The organism is bacterium (genome assembly GCA_008933615.1).
Lineage (GTDB): Bacteria > CLD3 > CLD3 > SB21 > SB21 > SB21.
The window spans coordinates 1-20725 of sequence record WBUR01000023.1; the positions used below are offsets into that span (position 1 = coordinate 1).

The following is a 20725-nucleotide window of genomic DNA, read 5'->3' on the forward strand; positions in this document are numbered from 1 at the left end:
AATACAAATTAGAGTGGAATCAACCCAATCCTGAGCTTACACCTATGGGGAGTCAGTTTCTAAAATTTATAGAAGAGCCTGTTGAAAATTTGAGTGGCACTGAAAAATAATAGGGCAATAGATTACCATTAGACTGATTCAGAGGTAAATATGAGGCAGATAGATGGTGTTTATTTTTCACCGACGATAAGATTCGGTAGTATAGATTTTGAAGAGAGATCGTCTCTTATTCCTGCGGTTCGAGATAGAATCTATGGATACTATTTAGACCCTGTAAAGGTCTTGATAGAACGGGAAATGGGGTTTGCTGCGGGTGTTTTACTCATAAGTGCGATAGATGGGATAGCTGAAATGATGTTAAACGACTCGAAGAGTGCAGATCGTCTGATACCGTGGCTAAGCAAATATGTCAACGAGTTCAGCCAAGCAGACACTGACAGGCCTGGGAGGAAATATGCCAATACTTTTAACGATTTTTTTCGACATAAGTTGATTCATAATTCTAGGATAGCAGAAGGTGGACAATTTTCGTTACTTATTGATGACATAATGACAATTAAGGACAAAACGATGATCGTGAATCCTTTTCTGTTATTAGCTAAAACTTGCCAGATATTTGATTCCTTTTGTGAGGAGCTACGTAACACTTCAACCAAGAAGTTTGAACTTCTTTCTAAACGCTGTTTGAAGAATTTCAAAAAGGAAATCGAATTGGACATGAGCTGGCAATGACTGTTGGCCGAAAGGAGCAAAGTAAATATGATAGTGCCCGATGAAACGATTTTTGGAGCCAATGATATAGGGGAAGGTATTACTTACGGTCAGGTAAGACGTATACTTGACGATAAGGAACGGATTCATTTTCTAAGATTGCGACTCAATACATTTTTCATTAATCAAACTCAGCCACTTCAAATATCAAAGTCAGCGTTTCCATTGACCCTAATGACCTGTGTGGGAATTGAAACGTTAGGTGAAATATTCATACAGGAGGACAAACACGATACGTCGTTTCAGTTTGTGGAAATAATCAAGAAAGTGCATCAAAAATTTGGGAGACCAATGTCTAAGGACTTTGATAAGAAATTAACTGAAATCTGGAAACAAAAAGACCTATCCAATATAGACTGCTACGGAAAAGTTCTGTATAGATTTTTTCGCAATACTATGATTCATGGCTATCAAGCAAAAGGTGTCTTCTTATCTTACGAGGATTTGAATGAAATCAATATTGACAAATCCAGCGGATTTATCATAATGAATCCCGATTGGTTTTGGAATCAATTTAAAATTGCCTACGACAGTCTCTTTTTAGAAGTTGAAAATGCGCAGCCAAACAACCCGCTGAGGATAAATTGTCTGAAATATATTAGTGAATTTTTGTTGGAGTAAGTCCAGTTCCAAAGAAACCCAAAGACTATTGTAACCCAAAGGACGCCTGAAGAAGGAACGGAGATTAGGTCAACAAAACTTCCGCAGGATATTGCGAAGATTTGCATGGAAAAATGGTTATTTAAAGAAATTGAGTTACTGAATCCGAAAGTGATTATTTCATTCGGAGAAGAATTGTACCAACTTCTCAAGGGTTATGTTGTTGAGCCGCTTCTGGCACCAGACAAACTTTCTGAGACAAAGGATAAGTCAAAGATCGACGCTGAACTTAAATGTGCAGAGGATGGCCCATTCAAGATAAAGTTAGGCTCCAATGTTATGGATTATTATCCATTACGGCATCCCGGCAGTTCAAAGAGTTTGTCGGCTTCTGACCAGAGGCAGAAAGCGTATCAGAAGTCGAGGGCGAGGGTGATTGATGAAATGAGGTACTTTTGATTGACTGCGCATTCGTATGCCGAAAACCAAAATGTTTCCAAAATCTTCTAGGAGTAAAATCGTGAAGCACATTTATCCATGGAAACGACTCTTTTATAGAAGGGAAGATGATTTCAATTTAAGTGATGACGGGTTTCTTGCCGACCATGAATATTTTCAACCTTATGGCACGACCTTCGACGAAATTGCTAAAGGACGGAATTGCCTCGTGGTGTTGGGAGAATCTGGAATTGGAAAAACATATGTGTTTGAAGAGGAGTTCTCAAAGCTGAAAAAGGAATCGAGTCTTCGATTTGATTTGGGGCAATACGGAGACGAGAGTCGATTCGTCAATGAAATATTCAACAATGAAACCATAAGATCTTGGCGAACTAACAAAGAAGACTTGTACTTGTTCTTTGATAGCCTAGATGAAGCTCCAATGGGGGTTGAACGAATATCAAAGCTGTTAGAATCACAACTAAGAATCCTTTCGGCACACTTCAATCGATTGTATGTGAGGATAAGTTGTCGCCCGTCTGTTTGGCCGCACTTTCTGGAAACCAATTTGTCGAATATGTGGATACAATCTCAAACTGTATACAAATTAGCGCCACTGACGAAATCAAATATTAAGACGGCGGCTGATTTGTGCGGCTGTGATGCCGAGTTATTCTTGAAAGAAATTGAAGAGAAAGAACTTGCTCCATTCGCAATCAAGCCTCTTACCCTTAATTTAATGCTAAAACTCTTTCATAGGGATCATTTACTTCCTGCAAAGGCAAGACTATTCTACGAAGGCTGCTTAGAACTTTGTACGGAACGGCAGGATCGATCACAAAGGCCTGTCCTCTCACCAGAACAAAAACTAAGAATTGCCGAAAGAATTGCATGTTTAAGTTTATTCTGTAATAAGGCTATAATTTCAAAAGAGAGATCAATTATTGGAGGCGAGGTGATGGCCATTGCAGATTTGTCTGGAAGTACTGAGACGGTGAAAGAGAATACACTTAATGTTACTGAGGCCGATATTATTGAGACGTTGAGTACAGGCTTATTCTCAACTCGTTCAGAGAATAGTATTTGCTGGGCTCATCGAGCGTATTCAGAATATCTTGCTGCTTCGTATCTGATTGAGTATAAACTGGAGACCAATCAAATTATAGGCTTAGTCTCACACTCGCTTGACCAGTCCATAAGAATTGTCCCGCAACTTTATGAAGTAGTGGCGTGGCTTGCCGGTTACGATAGTGGAGTATTTGATTGGATTCTCACGACAAAGCCCGACTTATTGCTTGATTGTGATTCTGCTGCGATTCCTGAGGAAAAGAAAAAAGAACTTGTTGATCGGATCTTATTATTGCGGGAGTCGCAGAAAAAGTATCAATTCGAAAAAACCAGATACAAAAAGTTGGCTAACAAGTTCCTGACTGAGTCATTATCCAATTTCATAGATAACATTAATTGTAGTGATTCATCCAGATTGACCGCGCTTGACATTGCTGGTGAATGCTACGAACAGGGTATTCAGAAGAACGTATTGCAACTAGCACTAAATAAAGAAGAAGGCCACCATATACGGGTCAGTGCACTGTACTGTCTGGCCAAAATTGCAAATAATGAAACAAGAGCGGCGCTTGCGACTCTGTTGGATGACGAAGACCCAACTGACTCCGATGATCAAATAAAAGGCTGTTTACTAAAGATCTTATGGCCAACTGTCATTTCGACGGAAAAACTATTTAACAAACTGACACCGCCAAAAATTCAATCGTTTCTTGGGTCGTATCAATATTTTATGAACTACGAATTGCCATCAAAGCTAAGCAAAAAGGACATCGAAGTTGCACTAAACTGGTTAGGACGTCAATTACAACAGAAGGAATTGTCAATGGATTTTCATTTTGAACGTCTAATTGATGAAATTGTTAAAGTGGCATGGAATAATTTAACCTCAGATACTGTAGATCCTCTAGTAGATGTTTTGGTTACTGGGTGGCAGAACCATTACAGACTATTTCCTCAAGAACGAGATAGGAAGTTCTTTGCGGGTGATAGGACCAAACGTCAAATGTTCATCAAAGCACTGATAGTCAGACAAGACTTCTCAAACGAGTTGCATATATTTCAAGCGGATATATTTTCATCTTATGAAGATTCAAGCTGGTTGTTACAACAGGCCATTGGAAATGATGATCCAGACATGAAGAAGAAATGGATTAGTGCGCTAGTGGCTTTGGGAGCATGGGATAATGAGGTTTGGCGAAGTGCCGTATTAGACGCATGTGAAGTGATGCCCGAAATGAGAATTTTACATATATGGTATGTTGGTCCAGTAGATGTCAACTCTGAACTGGCGACATGTATGAGAGAATCTGAAAACAGGAGAATGAAAATCACAAATCAGAAGGTACCTTTCCCGATACAAAGGGTCGAACGTGAATTGAAGTTGTTTGAACAAGGAGATATGGACGCGTGGTGGAGGTTAACAAATGAATTGTCAGTCAAGAATAATTTCTACGATCATGCTGCATGGGCTATTACAAAAATGCAAGGTTGGGCTGAAGCAGATAAACATTTGCGGTCAAGGCTTATTCTTGCGGCGAAAAAGTACGTTCTAAATGCTGACCCGCAAACAAACACTTGGATTGGGCAGGGCAAGTTCGTATTTCCAGCGCTAGGCGGTTACCGAGCCTTACAGTTACTGCATGATTATGATACTGAATTTATAGAAAATTTATCACGTGAAACATGGTCTAAATGGGCAGGAACGATACTGACATTTCCTATGTCGAGTGGAACTATAGAAGACGATAATGCGGCTCAGAGCCTTGTGCAAGTTGCCTATAAGAAGGCTCCCGAAGAAATGATAAAGTGCACTCTGCTCATCATCGACTATGAAAACCAGAGACTCGATCATCTCTTTATTCTGAGAAGATTCATGCATTGTTGGGATGAATTTCTAACCAATGAGATGAGTAACAAGTTAAAACAAAATGACCTTGCTCCTAACCCATTGGGTTGCTTGCTTGAGACACTTCTGCAATTCAACAATCAAGATGTGATAGAATATGCAAAAAGCTTGGTTCTAAAATACAAATCAGCCTTAGAAGAAGAAAAGACGAAGGCTATTGTTGCGGCATCGCTACTGGCAATCCATACAGAAAATGGTAGTTGGCAGTTTTTATGGCCCATTATAAATGAAAATAGTGAATTTGGTAAGCAGTGCATTCGGGCGATCGTTAATCGAAATGATCGGAGCGACTTCGGAGAGCGCCTTATTGCACCTGGCATGAGTGAAAGGGAGTTAGCTGACTTATACATTTGGCTAGTGAAGCAGTTTCCATACTCTGAAGATACGAATAGAGAGGGGAGTGGGTTTGTCACAGATCGTGAACGTGTAGAAAGATTCAGAGATTCACTTCCAGAAAGGCTAAGGAAGAAAGGAACAAAAACGTCTATTTCTGAAATTAAACGAATAGTCAATGAGTTTCCAACGATGATTTGGTTAAACCGCATCTTGGTTGATGCAGAAGAACAAACAATACTGAAAAGCTGGAAACCACCAACCCCGGCTGAGGTGTTCGTTTTAGTACGAAATAATCGGAGCCGATTAATTCGCAGTGGCGATGATTTGATTAATGTTGTAATTGAATCGTTAAGCGGATTAGATAGCGACCTACAGGGTGAGCTACCGACTGTACGCTATTTGTGGAATGAGTGCGGTGGGAATATTTACAGACCAAAACCGGAAGCTGATCTATCGACGTTTGTCGCAATACATCTGAAAAGAGATTTGTTGGCACAAGGTGTTATCATCAATCGTGAAGTCGAAATTCGTCAAGGCGAAAAAACGGATATTCACATTGATCTTGTCAGCAAGGACAAACAGCACACGCACTTTCATTTAATTATCGAAGTAAAGGGATGTTGGAACAAAGAAGTTAAAAGCGCAATGAAAACGCAATTGGCAGACAGATATCTTCAGCACAATCAATCTCCATATGGAATATACCTGGTAGGATGGTACGAGTGTCAGAAATGGGATGCTAATGATTATAAGAAAACAGCCACTCCGGATATGAGTCTCAAAGAAGCTCGACAGTATTTCGAAAATCAGGCCAAGGCCGTATCAATAGAGACAGGCCTAACTATCGGTTCTTTTGTACTGAACTGTGGGTTAAAGTAGTGGCAATTGAGTTTCGGGAAATTTGAATAGTCGAATACTTCAATATTCCTAAACATAATGCTGTGCACATGAGAAATGAGCAAGAAATCATACCCGTTATCTGAGCCTTTTCACTTTTCCATGCCCTTTTTTTAGTGCCGGTAATATGGAGCGCAAATTCTGAACGAAATCAGCTTGGTATTGGTAAACAAAGATGTCGGTATGGTTTTGTTTGTTCTAGACACAGGGTCGATTGGTTCTGCGAGTCTTTGTCTATCGAAATTGCTAATTCATAGGGTTTACTTGTCTTTCCACGTTGCAATCAATCCGAAGTGAAACCGATCAAATCGAAGTGATTTCTTATTATCGAAAGAGGAGGTAATATGCTAAGCATTGAATATTGCAAATCAATACTGAATAAGAGCGGAAAAGATTACACTGATGAAGAGACGGAGAGGATTAGACGGGTTCTTTATGTGATGGCAAACTTAGAGTATACGTTAAGGAAGAAGGAACTTTCAATGACGTCAGAAAGAAAACCACAATAGAGGCTGCGTGACTAAATTCTGGCATTATGAGCAGCGTGTATGTTCTTCTGCTCCCATTTCAGCTACAAACCCAATTCCGAATAATCAAATTCCTCGATCAGATGTTCCGCGTTATTCCTGACATTATTGACGGCAGGATTGGCGTAATAATGTATGATCTGCTCTTCCGAAATAGGGTTCAGGAACGGAGTAATATCCTCGTATGTTTTTCGTTCCGGGTCGAGCCAGGGCCGTTCGTTAACGGCCTCAAGCATGACCGGCATGCGGTTGTGATATTTGGCAACAGTCTTATTTGGCTGAGTGGTAAGTATCGTACATGACACAATGGGATTTTGTCCTTCTTTTTTCCACACATCATAAAGTCCCGCGAAAGAGAATACGGATTTATCCTTCATCATAAACCTTACCGGTCGTTTTTCTTTACCTACCTTCTCAAATTCATAAAAACTGTCCGCAACTATGAGGCATCTCCGTTTTGGGATCAGGTTCTTGTAAGACGCTTTCGTGTGTATTTCTTCGCTGCGGGCATTGATCGTACTGAAACCGAATTTTTTCGGATCGGGCGCCCATGATGGAACGAGGCCCCATTTCATCAGCTTCATTTTCAGTTTATCGTTCTCCTGAACGATCACCTGTACCATGTGGGTAGGGGCGACATTGTAGTTGGGCCGGAAATTCTCAATGAGTTCTTTCATCTCTTCATTCGCCAGATCGAATTTTTCCTGGATGAGTCGCAAATTAGTCGTTTGAGTATAACGTCCGCACATGAAACCTCCTTGTTTTTAAATAAGCTAATGTGAGGATGATGAAAAATCAATTCAAATTTTGATAAAAAAACTTGACTACCATACATTTGTATGGTATATTGTATTCGTCAAACCCGTAATCCAAAAGAGAGACGGTAAAAATGGAGTATCTCACGAAAAAACAAGAGGGTATTTACAATTATATCCTCCAATGCCTGAGAACAAACGGATTTCCGCCTACCATAAGGGAGATCGCCGATCATTTTTCAGTATCCATCGGTACTATTCAGGATCATATTTCCGCAATTGAAGGAAAAGGATATTTGAAAATAAAACCGAACACAGCCAGGGGATTTGAGCCAATATCAAGGGGAATACCGGTGTATGGTAAGGTCGCAGCCGGGAAGCCGATCTTTGCGATTGAAAATATCGAAGGTTACGTGCAGGACAGTTATAAAAAGGCCGAGGGTGTCTTTGCTGTGACCGTGACCGGAGACAGCATGATCGAGGCCGGGATCATAGAAGAAGATGTTCTGATCGTGCATAAACAGGAAACTGCCGAAGATAAAGACATCGTGATCGCATTACTGGGCGACGAAGTGACTGTGAAACGATTTAGAAAAAAAAGGGGAAAAGTTCTTCTGGAAGCGGCCAATCCGAAATACGAACCTATCGATAGAGAATTTACCATCATTGGAAAAGTGATCGAATCACGCAGAAAATATTAAAGGAAGTGGAATGGATAAATCGAATTTTACGGTGACCGAGGAAGAGTTGATCTCCGGGAATCTTAACAACATATTATCGGCCTATAATGTGTATCAATTTTTCACGGATCGTATTGGCGTAGAAATATCCTTTCAAAATGGAAAAGTGGTCAATTCGCAATTGAATTTCTACCGGGCCAACTCATCCAGTCTGGGTAATATCAATTGTGTGATGCCGCCGCTGAGTTCGTCAGATAGAGAAAAAATAAAGCAGAACACCTTCGGGATATTAAGAACACTGAATATGCAGACGCCGAATGACATTTTCGGGAACTTAGAAATCGTGTTTGAATTTGAACCGGAAAAAAAAATGAGGATCAAGAATGTATTTATCAAAATTCAAAGTATTTTTAAAAACCAGATGAACTAATGCCTGTCACCAGAATCGTACATATCGACCTTACGGCCTTTTTTGTATCGGTTGAAAGGCTGCTCAATCCAAGTTTGATCGGTAAACCTATCATGGTGGCCGGTCCGGCTGAAAGCCGCGGAGTTGTTACATGCGCATCGTATGAAGTGAGGAAATACGGCGTTCGAGCAGGAATGCCGACAGGTACGGCCGAGCGTAAATGTCCTATTGCGATACGAATTGACGGTCATTTTTCAGCATACCAGGAGTTTTCCAAAAAGGTTCAGTCGTTCGTCAGATACTACGCTCCGCGATTTGAAGCGGCAAGCATCGATGAATTTTACCTGGACTGGACGGGTTGTGAAAGGATATTCGGCGGTGATCTTTATAAATTCGCCTTACGAATGCAGAAGACTATCCTGGCCAAGTTTGGATTGCCCTGTTCCATCGGCATAGCCTCCAATAAAATGACAGCAAAAGTAGCTTGCGATCAAGCCAAACCGGATGGCGTTCTGGAAGTGGTTCCTGGTAAAGAGGCTCAGTTCCTTGAGCCTTTAAGCGTCGGTGTACTGAGCGGCGTCGGAGAGGTCATGCTGGAAAGGCTCAATTCCAGAGGCATACGAACCTGCGGACAATTTGCTAAACTCGATTCTGAATACATCGGTAAGACCTTTGGCAAATCGGGATTGACAGTCCAATCTTATGCAAAAGGTTATGGTGAACAGTATTTGGTATCAGCCAGAGAACAAAAACAGATTTCCAGAGAAGAGACATTCGCAACCGATACACGGGACTCGGCATTTTTATCCAACATGATGCATGACATGTCGCTGGAAATCTCAGAAGAACTACGCTCCCTGGATCTCAGGGCTCAATGCGTGAAGCTCAAGCTTCGCTATTCTGATTGGGTAGATCATTCGAGACAGATCACTGTAGAACCGACCAACGATCCTATCTCGATCTACAAAACAGCTTTGTCCTTATTCCACAAAGCAGATGATCGGCGTGTCACCATACGATTAATAGGCGTCGGTATCACTAAATTCACACAAGACCGATTTACCATTGATCTTTTGAGGCAGAACGAAGAGCGCAGAGAATGGCTTCTCAAAGCCGTAGACATTATTAATCATAAATACGGAAATAGCGCTGTGAGAGTAGGGTCTGTAGCATAAATAATTGATTGAGTCGTTGGGAGCACCAAACTCGATTTCTGCAGAAGGAATTCTGCGGGAATCGAGTTTTTTATTTGAGGAGTATGCTTGTTCACTCATTTACATGTTCATTCCTACTACACCTACGGTAAAGGTAGTTCAAGTATCGAAAGCCTTGTTGTCAGGGCCAAAGAGTGCGGATACGATACGTTGGCCATTACCGATCTTAATACAATGGCCGGAACGGTAGAGTTTTACCATATGTGCAGGGAATATGGTCTATTTTCTATTATCGGCTGTGAGATTGACGATCCCAAAGATTCAGATTTGAAGGCCGTTCTACTTTGCAGAAATGGTACCGGTTACCGTCGCCTTTGTGAATTAGTATCGGCGAGGCAGATTGAAACCGGTTTCGACTTGGCGGAAGCGTTGAGGCAAAATGCCGAAGGATTGTTCGTACTGTCCTATTCCGCAGGTCTATTGCAGGCTCTTAAGGGTTATGTAATCGATCTCTACGGCGAATTGGTATTGCTGCCGTCTTTGAAGAAGCGGAATCGTTTGATATTCGAATGGTGTCAGAAGAACAAGATCCCGCTTGTGATCACCAATGACGTATATTTTGATGAGCCTGCTAAACACGAAACCTATCGCATTCTGGCTTCGATCAAACAACTCACGACGGTTTATGATCTGCAAGACGAAGTTACAGACGAACAATATTTGAAGTCCCCCGAAGAAATGAAAAAGGGTGCCGCATCAATGAAGGAGTCATTGGCCAATGTACAGAAAATAGTGAAAGCGTGTCAGTTTGAATTTGAATTAAAGAAATATCATTGTGCCCGGTACCGGACCATGGACGGTAAGGTCATAGATTCAAGCCCGGAGATGTTGCGCCAATTGGCTCATGACGGCTTGATAAGGCGCTACGCCATTACGGATAAAAGTAAGCCGTTCAACTATGACGTACTGATCCAGCGATTGAATTACGAATTGGAAGTCATATCCAACCTTAATTTCTGCGATTACTTTCTCATCTGCTGGGATATGGTCACGTACGCGCACAGTCAGGGCTACTGGCATGTAGGGAGGGGTTCTGCCGCTAATAGCCTTGTCAGTTACTGTCTTGGGCTTACGGAGGTGGACCCGATCCGTTATAATCTCTATTTTGAGCGATTCCTGAATTATTCACGAGGCAAACCGCCTGACATCGACCTTGATTTCAATTGGCGGTTCAGAGACAGAATGCTGGAATACATTTACCGGCGCTATGGGCAGGAACGCGTAGCCATGATGTCGTCCATTCACACGATGCACGCAAGAGGAGCCTTGCGTGAAGTGGCTAAGGCATACGGTATAAGCGAACGGGAGCTGGATACTTTCAGGAAATACATTCCGCACACATTGGCCAGAAACCTTGAGGTTCTGAGCACAAAATATCCCGAAGCAAAAAATTTGAAACTGAATAGTGATTTGTATCAAAAGATCCTGAAGACCGCAGCGCAGTTAGACGGGTTCCCGCATTACAGCGGGATTCACTCCAGCGGCGTGGTGATCACCGAGAAACCTATCACGCATAACAGCGCCCTTGAACGCAGCGCTAACGGATTTATCAAAACTCAGGTTGATATGTATTCCGGTGAGGACGTCGGCCTCATTAAATTCGATGTTTTGGCCGTTAGGGGGCTGGGCACCATCGAAGATGCTGTGCGGAATATTGAGGCAGAAAAAGGCCAGGCCATAGATATTTTCAACTGGGGGAAGATATTCGCGGATGAGAAGGCCAAAGAACTCATGAGCACCGGCAAAACGATTGGAGTAGTTCATGCCGAAAGCCCGTTCATCCGAAATGCCATGCGTATCACGAAAGCGGAGACATTTGAATTGTTGTATATCATTTTGGGTATGGTGCGAACGGGCTGTGTGGAATCGGGTATGATGTATACGTTCATCGAGCGTTTACTTGATCCGCAAAAGAGAAAGGAAGCGTTACCTGCTTTGATGGAGATCCTGCCGGAAACATTCGGGGTAATGATATTTGAAGAAGATGTGATCAAGGTCTTGCACTTTGTTGGGAGCTTGACTCTGGAGGAATCGGATATGGTGCGCCGTTATATGAGCGGCAAAAGGGTCAGCGCGAAGGTCATACAGGAATTGAAAGCTAAGTTCTTCCGAAATTGCATGAAGAAAATAGACGGTATCAAAGAGATCGAAACGTTGTGGAAACAGATTGAAAGTTTCAGCGGGTTTTCGTTTTGCAAAGCGCACAGCGCAAGTTATGCGCTGATGGCGTTTCAGGGACTGTATCTCAAAATTCATTATCCGGCGCATTACATGGCGGCGGTATTGTCCAACGAAGGCGGGTTCTATTCCGCTTCCGCTTATATTTCCGAATGCAGACGCTTGGGACTAACGATACTGCCGCCCGATATTAATCTCAGCGATAGGGAATACAAAGCAGACGGGAATGCTATACGGGTCGGTCTGCGATTCATAGCAGGTATCGGTTCCGAATCATTGAACCTTCTCATGGAAGCGCGAAGTGAAAGGTCTTACGATTCATTACCGGATTTTGTATTGAGATCGGGCGTTGGCCATGAAGAAATAGTTACTCTGATCAAGATCGGCTGTTTCGATGCATTCAATAAGAAACGCACCTTATTGATCGCTCTGCTCGACGCGATCATTCACATACAGAAAAGCAGGCTGTCGCAAGAGATGTTCAGTCTTGATCTGACCCATTACGAACAGATGCTATCGCATTTGGACGATATGACCGCCCACGAAAAACTCGCTTCTGAAAACGACCTTTTGAGCTATTTTGTAGCGCAGCATCCGCTTGAATTTTTCCCAAAACAGATCAATAGTCCGTCCGTTGTTAAAGCAAAGGACCTGTCGCGTTACAAAAATAGGAAAGTCAAAATGATCGGTTGGCTGGTTTCGGCCAAACGTATACGGACACGAGATAAGAAGGACGAGGAGGGGAATATCCGGGAAGGACAATACATGAAGTTCATGACCCTTGAAGACCTTACAGGTATTTACGATACGGTGCTTTTTCCGAAGGTTTATGCTCAGGTGGCCGAGCAGACGTTGTCTTATGGCCCGTTTTGCGTCGAGGGTATCGTTGACGAACGTTATAACACGGTTAATGTTACTCGTATTGCTCTCGTTCGAAATAAATTACCTCAGATGGATATAGACGCTTCATTGACCATCGAAAAGCAGGAAGTGTATGCAAAGCAGAAATCAGACAGCGATACATATAGCGACGGATATATTGTTCCGATTGAAATGGAAACAATCGAGCTTCAAATCATAAAAGCCTCGTGAAACAACCTATATGCAGGAGTTGAATTATCATTCCGAAAGTATTCGATTAGACGAAAAAGAACATCATTTACTTCTCTATTGCCTTTGGGCATCTAAATTATGAATATTGAACGGGCAAGAGAGATTCTTAGTCAATATGATTGTGAATACAGTGATGAGGAGATCGAAGCTGGTCTAGAGTTTCTGAAAATATTGATTGATCTTCTCCCAAATGTGAATGAAATTCAATCAATCAAAAGCGAGGAAGCAAGGCTCAGCCACACTGCAACGTTCAGTAGGAAAAAGAAATCCGGTGCTTCAAGTACGGGTAAAAAAACTAAATGAGTCTAGATTTCATTCCTAAACAAGTTTGAATAATACTAGTAGTTCTTTTAGTTTTGATAAATTTTCATAAAATTTGGTTGCATTATCATGACCTTGAGTCCACATAAAAAAATAAAAACCCCCGGAAATGACGCCGGGGTTTTTTTTAATTATAGCGTCATAAAATATTTTTGGTTATTTAAGAATCTCCCCAAAGAATACTTTCATATCCGCCCACGACGCGGAATCGGCCGCGGCATTATACGCGATGGCCATATCGAATTTCTTTGCGAGTGAATCAGCCGCCGGATTAGTGAAACCGTGCAACGCGCCTTCGTAGGATTTGAAAGTATATGTTACACCGACGTCATCCATTTCTTTTTTGAATGCGTTGATGTCGGTTTGCGGTACGAATTTGTCCGCGCCGCCGTTACACACAAGCAGTTTTGCTTTCACTTCGCCCTTCTTCGCAGGCGTTCCCGTGCTGAGCCCGCCGTGGAAACTGACGACGGCTTTTAGATCCAGACCTTGACGCGCCATATTTAGAACGGTCGATCCGCCGAAACAATAACCGATAGCAGCAATGTTGCTACCATCAACATGCGGATTTGATTTAAGAATTTCCATGGCTTTCATGAACCGCGCCGTTGCACCGGGCCCGCGTTTCATCACTTCGCCGGCAAACATGCCCGCATCTTTCGGGTGATCGGCCACTTTGCCGTCCCCGTACATATCAACTGCCAACGCGACGTAGCCGAGTTCTGCAAGCATTTCTGCACGATGACGTGCGTAAGGATTATGTCCCCACCATTCGTGTACCACGAGAACACCCGGGCGTTTTCCTTGCTTTGATGCATCCCAAGCGACGTAACCTTTCATATTCACGCTGTCTGCGGAATACGTGACTTCTTCGCTCGCTATTTTTGTTTTGGACGTGTCCGTTTTCTTGGGCTGACATGAAATAAATAAAAAGAAAGACATCACGAGCAAGTGACTTAATCTCATAGATACCTCCTGGTTTTAAATGTTAGGGAATAAGTGTAATCAAACAATTTTGAATGAAAACTGCAAGTATAATTCTTTGATTACTTAACAGCTTGGTAATGACATGTCAAAAAAAAATACCGATTTTTTTACAGTGTGTTATCGGAAAATAAGTGCAACTTAATTCCAAAGCCTGCGTAACTTGTTAAGCTATTCTTTGCGAAGCCCTATTATTAGGGCTTTTACAAGCAACCTATTCGTACCATATCAATTATAATAACCCAAAAGGGTCATGAATCATGAAAAAAATCTTTGCGACAAGAGACGATAGTATGTTAACGCTATTACGCATCGTTTCAGGGTTCATCATTCTGGCGCACGGCGTGCAAAAATTATTCGGCTGGTTCGGCGGGCATGGAATTGGCGAAACGATGGACTCGTTTGAACAATGGTTCGGATTACCGGCTTTTGTAACTTTTCTGGTTATCCTCTCAGATTCTGTCGGGGCCCTTTGCCTCATAGCCGGATTTGCAACGAGATTCATGGCTTCGTCCATCGCGGCGGTTATGATAGGCGCCATCGCGTTGGTTCATGGCAAGTGGGGATTTTATATGAATTGGTACAGCGAGCGGCGCGGCGAAGGGTTTGAATTTCATCTGCTCGTCCTGGCGATCATGATCGTGTTGATCATTCGCGGCGGAGGAAAGGCGTCCATTGATCGATGGATCGCACGACGGTTGGGTCGTACGCAAATATAATTAAAAAACAAAATTAAACAATAATCGAACAAACGAAGGAGGACATAATGAAATGGCTATTGATCGCGTTATCTATACTGGTTTCTAATCTTAACTTGAAAGCGCAAACTGTTATGGATTCATCAACCTTCGACTTTTGGGTCGGCGAATGGAGTGCAACATGGGATAACGGCAACGGGACAGTCGGCAAAGGCGCCAATAAGATCGTGAAGATCCTGGACGAAAAAGTGATCCAGGAGAACTTTGCGGATGAAGCAGGATTCAAAGGCACCAGCATTTCTGTTTTTAATCCCACGCAAAAAAAATGGCACCAGGCGTGGGCGGACAATCAGGGCGGCTATTTTGATCTTGAAGGAGAGGTGATCGGCGATAAGAAAATATTCAAAACCAAGGTCAAGGAAGTTAACGACAAAAAGTATATACAGCGCATGTTGTTTTACGATATCAAACCGCAGTCGTTTACCTGGGACTGGGAAAAATCCGAAGATGGCGGTAACACATGGACGCTGCAGTGGAGGATCGGGTATACGAAAATGAAATAATCTATGTATCCAATCATATTTCACAGAGATGCCTTATGTCGACCCAACATTCCGGTCAATTACTTCGAATTGCACCTTATTTTCCTGTAGCAGATGTTGAATGAGAAGCAAGGCGGAACATGGCGACTCATGTCGGTTCAGCTACTTGGGAATGAATGGGATGAATTGATCATCATATACCTCGTGTTATGTGTTTGCTTTACTTGCTACGTATCTATCCTAGCTATCTAATTACAAAAATCTTGTCACACATTTAATCGGCGTCACTCTAATCGAATATTTTGATAAGCAGAATTTTTTCACTGTGGTATCTTGCCATTCATAAAAACCGTTCGATCTTTTTAATTTATATTTGCGTTAAATTAATTTTTAATACGATGATGTTTTGATTTATAAAACAAAATAGTTATAATTTAATATTGTTTTCACATGATTAAGAAGGAACTGATATGCTGAAATGTATTGGAATACGACGTGAGACCAAAGACAAAACCCAGAGCCGAGCGCCTCTTTCACCGGATCAGGTTCGTCGCCTTGTTTCTGATCACGGAATAAAGGTCGTTGTTGAACCGTGGGAACGCCGGGTATTTTGCCGATGAAGAATACCGCGTCGCAGGCGCCGAAGTGTCCGATCACCAAGAATCATGTAATATAATTTTCGGAGTAAAGGAGATTGCGCCGGAATATCTGGCTCACGGGCAGACGTATTGTTTTTTCTCCCATACGGTTAAAGGCCAGTCTTACAATATGATGATGCTGCAGACGATTATGGATCGAGGGATTACGTTGCTCGATTACGAAATGGTCACCGACGAACAGGGCCGCCGCTTGATTTATTTTGGCGATTATGCAGGATATGCCGGTATGGTAGACGGCCTATGGGCGCTTGGCCGGCGTCTGGATCATGAAGGTATGAACAATCCGTTTTCGCACATTCGTTACGCCACGGAATACACCGGCCTATCTGAGATACGTGAAGCGCTTGGTGTGACCGCTGCTCAAATTCGTCAGGATGGGTTGGATGCACGTCTTGTGCCATTCGTGTGTGGATTCACCGGCTACGGACACGTTTCCAAATCTGCGCAGTCGTTATTTGATATCCTGCCGGTTGAAACGATCGCAGCGTCCGATCTGGAATCGTTTATGCGGCGCGGCAAATTTTCCAATACATGCGTCTATAAGGTTGTATTCAGCAAACCCGATCTATATGAACCTGTGCAGCGCGGGGACACGTTCGATGCGGATCACTTCCTGAAAGAACCTTCGGCATTTTCATGTGTCTTTGAACGTTATGTACCTCATCTGACAATGATCGTCAACGGTATTTACTGGGAACCGCGCTTCCCACGGCTTCTGACCAAGGGTTTCATGCGCCGCTGGTTTCCATCCGCGCAGAATCCTCGGTTGCGCATAATTGCAGATATTACCTGCGATGTGGACGGATCAATCGAACTGACTGTCAAAGAAACCAACGCCGACAACCCAGTTTTTGTATACGAGCCGGCATCAGAAACAATTCGTGACGGCTGGGAAGGCGCCGGACCCGTGATCCTGGCCGTAGATAAGCTGCCGACCGAACTGCCACTTGAAGCGTCGAAGGCATTTGGCGATTTTCTTTTGCCGTGGGTGCCGACTCTCGCAAACATTGACTTCACACAACCGCTGGATCAGTTACACCTTCCGGAATCGTGGGGGCGCGCGCTGATCGTTCACAACGGAATTCTAGCGCCCCGATATGAGCATCTCCAAAAATTTATTGATAAGGAAAATCTAAAATGAAGTCGAAAACAAAAACTATACTTATTCTGGGAGCAGGACAAAGTACTTCGTCATTGATTGCCTACCTGCTCAATCATGCGGAGGAACACGATTGGTTTATTATTGTTGCAGACCGCGATGAATCACTGGTGAAACAAAGACTGAACGGCCATCCTCGCAGTCAGGGTGTGCGGTTGGACGTCAACGACGCCGCGACACGAACGGCTCTCATTGCCAAGTCGGCCGTGGTGATCAATATGCTGACCCGTCCTTTTCAGCAGATGATTGCGGTTGATTGCCTCAGCAACGGAGCGCATATGCTATCCGCATCTTACGAAGATCCCAAAGTGCGGGCTTTGGATACCGAAGCGCATCGCCGTAACTTGGCGATCATTAACGAACTTGGACTGGATCCAGGTATCGATCACATGTCCGGCATGTCGCTGATCAACAGGGTGCATTCCAATGGCGGTATCATAACCAGTTTTAAATCCTACGGTAGCGGACTGCCGGCACAGGAAGTGGATACCAATCCGCTGCGTTATGTGATTACGTGGAATCCGCGCAACGTGCTCATGGCAGGAGAGGATGGCGCGGTGTACAAAGAGAACGGCAAAGTAAAAATGCTGCCGTTTCATCAGCTTTTTCAGCGCACGTGGAGTGTGGACATCGACGGGCTGGGCAGTTTTGAAGCATATCCTAACCGCGATTCGCTATCCTATGAGGCCGCACTAGGCCTGGCAAAAGTAAAGACCATCATCCGCGGCACTCTGCGTTTTCCCGGTTGGAGTGAAACATGGCAGCAGGTTGTGTTCCTCGGACTCGCCAACGAATCGCTGCACATGGCGCGCCTGAACGAGATGACTTATCGCGACATGACGGAAATGTTTGTGCCCGCCGACGTCGGAGGCACGAGCCTGGAGCAACGCGTGGCGAATTATCTTGGAATCAATCCGACGGGACGTATCATGTCCAACCTGAAATGGCTTGGCCTTTTCAGCCGCGATGTGATAGGCATCGATGCAAATACCGTTGCGGATGTGATGATTCATCTGATAAAAAATAAATTACGAATGCCGGCCAAAGGTCGCGATATGGTTATTCTGCGGCACGAACTCGAAGTTGAATACCGCGACCCCAAACTGCGCAAGGAACTTATCACGTCCACCATGGTCAATTACGGTATTCCGGGCGGCGAAACTGCCATAGCAAAAACAGTCGGACTGCCGGTAGCTATAACTACGAAATTATTGCTCACCGGAAAAATTCCTTTGCGCGGCTGTCAGATTCCAACCCATCCTGCGATTTATGAACTCGTGTTGCGGGAATTGCAAATTCAGGGGATCAAATTTGATGAAGTTGTTACCGAGTTATAGACTTACGTTGATGAGAATCGATTTTCGGCATATTAGACGGAAAACATGAGTTCAAAATATTTATTTTTACTGCTTATTTTATCGGCTTGCGTCGCAAAGAAAGAGGCCGCAGTTTCGCGCATCTCTGAAACGGGCAAAATGCCGCTGTCGCTGGAGCTGAGTTCGCTTGCCGGTACACGTGAAGGGTACCATGCACATGCCGTTTTGACTTTTGTTGATACCGTTTCGCGCGATTCGCTGATTATCCGGTTTACACTGGAACCCGGCGTGCCGACGAAGTTCGTTAGCGGAGAATATACCTGGAATAGGCTTAGCGGCGAAGTGACTTGTACTTCCATCGATTTTTTTGGAGGACAAGGCGGCGTACCGAGTATCGGTGGGAATTTTGATTTTTACACATCGGACGGAGAAAAGTATACCGTCTATCTTCCGACGACGGAGATGAAAATCAAGAAGTGAATAAACACTGGTTGCTTTTTAGTTAAAGAGATCGAAGACATGCCAGTTCATTAAGGTAACGTAATGTTCACCGACGAATTTAAAACTATAGAAGCGCGCGCCGAAGCAACGATTACAGATCGTGGATCGCGTTTCATTGCCGTTATTGCTCCTGCTGATACTGCTGAAAAAGCAGAGAATTTTATTTCACGTCTTAAAGAGGAATATCCGGACGTGCTCGATTTTGTCTATGCCATGCGTATCGGACTGGAACCCAACAGGGTTACCGACTCAAAAGGTTCCGGCCATTTCGGCCCGGTCATTCTGGATATTTTGGAATCCCAGGAAATCACTAATTCTGTTCTCGTTGTGATGCGAGAGGCTCAGGACACATCCGGTAAAGGCCCGTCAGATCAGGCTTACCGCGATGCCGGACTCAACGCGCTCCGTCGTTCAAAAGTTGTAACGCGCATTTTATACGACGTTCTTCAATTCCAGATTTCCCACGACGATCTTGAGGTCGTATCGCGTCTCATCGCCGACCATCGCGGCAAAATTATTCAAACCGTGAGCGAACCTCTTCTCATGCTCAGCGTCAAGATCAGAAAAATTCAATCCGAAGCTCTCACAAAAATCCTCGTGGATGCTACGCACGGCAGGACTTCAGTTCTCTGAGATTTTCGCTCGGAATATTGCCCCCTAAAATGGGTTGAAGTATTACAACCAAACAAAAAGTGAGGTATTATGTCAATTCGGCCCGTTAAGCATATTATTCAATCCAGGCCCACGATGGAAGGCGCTGGGGTTAAATTACGTCGCGCATTCGGTTTCGGTGATACGGAGGATTATGATCCGTTTTTATTGTTCGATGATTTTCGCAATGAAAATCCTGAAGATTATATGGCCGGATTTCCATGGCATCCGCACAGAGGAATTGAGACCATCACGTATGTTCTTGCAGGCGAGGTCAGCCACGGCGATAGTTTGGGAAATGTGGGAACATTGGGCGCCGGCGACGTGCAGTGGATGACAGCCGGCAGCGGAATACTTCACCAGGAAATGCCGAAAGGCGATGAACGCGGACGCATGCACGGTTTTCAGCTCTGGGCTAATCTTCCGGCCGCGCATAAAATGACAAAGCCGCGCTATCAGGATGTGATTTCTCGCGACATACCTGAATTGACGGAAGACGACGGTACGGCCGTGCGCGTTATCATCGGAAATTTCTGGGGGAAAACCGGGCCGGTAGACGGTATTGCAGCCGATCCACGGTATCTTGATGTTTCCGTTCCGCCCGGGAAACGCAAAACATTAAAAGTTGAATTGGATCATCATGCCTTTGCGTACGTTTTCGAAGGCTCCGGTAATTTTCGCGATGCATCCGACCCTAGGGCTGTTCCAACCGAAGTGGTGGGCTCCGGACGCGAAGCTGAATTACTCATGGCTGCCAATCGCTCGCTGGTTTTATTTGATCGCGGTGACGAAGTCACAGTGCAGGCGGGGGAGCAGGGAATCCGCTTTCTGCTCGTTTCAGGCAGGCCGCTGCAGGAACCCGTTGCATGGCACGGACCCATTGTGATGAATACTCAGGATGAATTACATCAGGCGGTAACGGAGCTGCGAAATGGGACTTTTATAAAAAAATGATATACCCAGCATAGGGTTTCTCCGCTTATAAGAGTTTAATCAACTCTC

Annotated in this window: 18 protein-coding genes; 16 read left to right on the forward strand and 2 right to left on the reverse strand. The window is 43.9% G+C overall.

The window, feature by feature from the left end; genetic code table 11:
- Positions 1–150 precede the first annotated feature (150 nt).
- The 4 genes from F9K33_09745 to F9K33_09760 all read left to right on the forward strand — a co-directional run bounded on the left by F9K33_09745 (position 151) and on the right by F9K33_09760 (position 5998).
- Entirely contained in the window at positions 151–732 is a 582-nt protein-coding gene (locus F9K33_09745; GenBank protein KAB2879244.1) for a hypothetical protein, read from the forward strand.
- A gap of 27 nt (positions 733–759) precedes the next feature.
- Positions 760–1392, forward strand: coding sequence for a hypothetical protein (locus F9K33_09750; GenBank protein KAB2879245.1), 633 nt, complete (start codon positions 760–762; stop codon positions 1390–1392).
- A gap of 27 nt (positions 1393–1419) precedes the next feature.
- A complete protein-coding gene (locus tag F9K33_09755; GenBank protein KAB2879246.1) occupies positions 1420–1830 on the forward strand; it encodes a hypothetical protein in 411 nt (136 codons plus the stop codon).
- 61 nt (positions 1831–1891) lie between these two features.
- Entirely contained in the window at positions 1892–5998 is a 4107-nt protein-coding gene (locus F9K33_09760) for a hypothetical protein (GenBank protein ID KAB2879247.1), read from the forward strand.
- A gap of 589 nt (positions 5999–6587) precedes the next feature.
- On the opposite strand, the gene F9K33_09765 is transcribed toward F9K33_09760, so the two are convergent.
- Positions 6588–7292 carry an SOS response-associated peptidase gene (locus F9K33_09765; GenBank protein ID KAB2879248.1) on the reverse strand — a complete coding sequence of 235 codons (705 nt, stop codon included), beginning with the start codon at positions 7290–7292 and terminating at the stop codon, positions 6588–6590.
- A gap of 140 nt (positions 7293–7432) precedes the next feature.
- Between F9K33_09765 and lexA the strand changes: the two genes are divergently transcribed.
- The 5 genes from lexA (at position 7433) to F9K33_09790 (ending at position 13195) form a co-directional block, all read left to right on the forward strand.
- Complete coding sequence (lexA, locus tag F9K33_09770; GenBank protein ID KAB2879249.1) at positions 7433–7999, forward strand: repressor LexA; 567 nt, start codon at positions 7433–7435, stop codon at positions 7997–7999.
- Positions 8000–8009: 10 nt separating this feature from the next.
- Entirely contained in the window at positions 8010–8408 is a 399-nt protein-coding gene (locus tag F9K33_09775; protein ID KAB2879250.1) for a hypothetical protein, read from the forward strand.
- On the forward strand, positions 8408–9562 hold the full coding sequence (gene dinB, locus F9K33_09780; protein ID KAB2879251.1) for a DNA polymerase IV: 1155 nt from the start codon (positions 8408–8410) through the stop codon (positions 9560–9562). The genes F9K33_09775 and dinB overlap by 1 nt, the downstream gene beginning before the upstream one ends.
- A gap of 87 nt (positions 9563–9649) precedes the next feature.
- The gene (locus F9K33_09785; protein KAB2879252.1) at positions 9650–12871 is read left to right on the forward strand and encodes a DNA polymerase III subunit alpha; all 3222 of its coding nucleotides are present in this window, start codon (positions 9650–9652) and stop codon (positions 12869–12871) included.
- Between the two features lie 99 nt (positions 12872–12970).
- Complete coding sequence (locus F9K33_09790) at positions 12971–13195, forward strand: hypothetical protein (GenBank protein ID KAB2879253.1); 225 nt, start codon at positions 12971–12973, stop codon at positions 13193–13195.
- A gap of 174 nt (positions 13196–13369) precedes the next feature.
- Here F9K33_09790 and F9K33_09795 read toward each other — a convergent pair whose 3' ends face one another.
- Positions 13370–14179, reverse strand: a complete 810-nt coding sequence (locus F9K33_09795; GenBank protein ID KAB2879254.1) for a dienelactone hydrolase family protein — start codon at positions 14177–14179, stop codon at positions 13370–13372.
- Between the two features lie 278 nt (positions 14180–14457).
- On the opposite strand from F9K33_09795, the gene F9K33_09800 reads away from it, so the two are divergent.
- The 7 genes from F9K33_09800 (at position 14458) to F9K33_09830 (ending at position 20677) form a co-directional block, all read left to right on the forward strand.
- Positions 14458–14916, forward strand: coding sequence for a DoxX family protein (locus tag F9K33_09800; GenBank protein KAB2879255.1), 459 nt, complete (start codon positions 14458–14460; stop codon positions 14914–14916).
- 47 nt (positions 14917–14963) lie between these two features.
- A complete protein-coding gene (locus tag F9K33_09805; protein ID KAB2879256.1) occupies positions 14964–15458 on the forward strand; it encodes a hypothetical protein in 495 nt (164 codons plus the stop codon).
- Positions 15459–16019: 561 nt separating this feature from the next.
- Complete coding sequence (locus F9K33_09810; protein ID KAB2879257.1) at positions 16020–17237, forward strand: hypothetical protein; 1218 nt, start codon at positions 16020–16022, stop codon at positions 17235–17237.
- Positions 17234–18592: a saccharopine dehydrogenase gene (locus F9K33_09815; GenBank protein ID KAB2879258.1), complete on the forward strand. Its 1359-nt coding sequence runs from the start codon at positions 17234–17236 to the stop codon at positions 18590–18592. The genes F9K33_09810 and F9K33_09815 overlap by 4 nt, the downstream gene beginning before the upstream one ends.
- A 45-nt stretch (positions 18593–18637) precedes the next feature.
- Positions 18638–19051 (forward strand): hypothetical protein, encoded by a 414-nt coding sequence (locus F9K33_09820; GenBank protein KAB2879259.1) that lies wholly within the window; start codon positions 18638–18640, stop codon positions 19049–19051.
- 63 nt (positions 19052–19114) lie between these two features.
- Complete coding sequence (locus tag F9K33_09825; GenBank protein KAB2879260.1) at positions 19115–19705, forward strand: hypothetical protein; 591 nt, start codon at positions 19115–19117, stop codon at positions 19703–19705.
- Between the two features lie 69 nt (positions 19706–19774).
- Positions 19775–20677 carry a pirin family protein gene (locus F9K33_09830; GenBank protein ID KAB2879261.1) on the forward strand — a complete coding sequence of 301 codons (903 nt, stop codon included), beginning with the start codon at positions 19775–19777 and terminating at the stop codon, positions 20675–20677.
- Positions 20678–20725 lie beyond the last annotated feature (48 nt).

Excerpts from the sequence above, each read along its gene's own strand:
- F9K33_09815 (KAB2879258.1), top strand. The coding sequence starts at position 17,234 with ATGAAGTCGAAAACAAAAACTATACTTATTCTGGGAGCAGGACAAAGT.
- F9K33_09805 (KAB2879256.1), top strand. The coding sequence starts at position 14,964 with ATGAAATGGCTATTGATCGCGTTATCTATACTGGTTTCTAATCTTAAC.
- F9K33_09795 (KAB2879254.1), bottom strand. The coding sequence starts at position 14,179 with ATGAGATTAAGTCACTTGCTCGTGATGTCTTTCTTTTTATTTATTTCA.
- F9K33_09765 (KAB2879248.1), bottom strand. The coding sequence starts at position 7,292 with ATGTGCGGACGTTATACTCAAACGACTAATTTGCGACTCATCCAGGAA.
- F9K33_09775 (KAB2879250.1), top strand. The coding sequence starts at position 8,010 with ATGGATAAATCGAATTTTACGGTGACCGAGGAAGAGTTGATCTCCGGG.
- F9K33_09745 (KAB2879244.1), top strand. The coding sequence starts at position 151 with ATGAGGCAGATAGATGGTGTTTATTTTTCACCGACGATAAGATTCGGT.
- F9K33_09825 (KAB2879260.1), top strand. The coding sequence starts at position 19,115 with ATGTTCACCGACGAATTTAAAACTATAGAAGCGCGCGCCGAAGCAACG.
- lexA (KAB2879249.1), top strand. The coding sequence starts at position 7,433 with ATGGAGTATCTCACGAAAAAACAAGAGGGTATTTACAATTATATCCTC.
- F9K33_09830 (KAB2879261.1), top strand. The coding sequence starts at position 19,775 with ATGTCAATTCGGCCCGTTAAGCATATTATTCAATCCAGGCCCACGATG.
- F9K33_09750 (KAB2879245.1), top strand. The coding sequence starts at position 760 with ATGATAGTGCCCGATGAAACGATTTTTGGAGCCAATGATATAGGGGAA.
- dinB (KAB2879251.1), top strand. The coding sequence starts at position 8,408 with ATGCCTGTCACCAGAATCGTACATATCGACCTTACGGCCTTTTTTGTA.
- F9K33_09820 (KAB2879259.1), top strand. The coding sequence starts at position 18,638 with ATGAGTTCAAAATATTTATTTTTACTGCTTATTTTATCGGCTTGCGTC.
- F9K33_09790 (KAB2879253.1), top strand. The coding sequence starts at position 12,971 with ATGAATATTGAACGGGCAAGAGAGATTCTTAGTCAATATGATTGTGAA.
- F9K33_09800 (KAB2879255.1), top strand. The coding sequence starts at position 14,458 with ATGAAAAAAATCTTTGCGACAAGAGACGATAGTATGTTAACGCTATTA.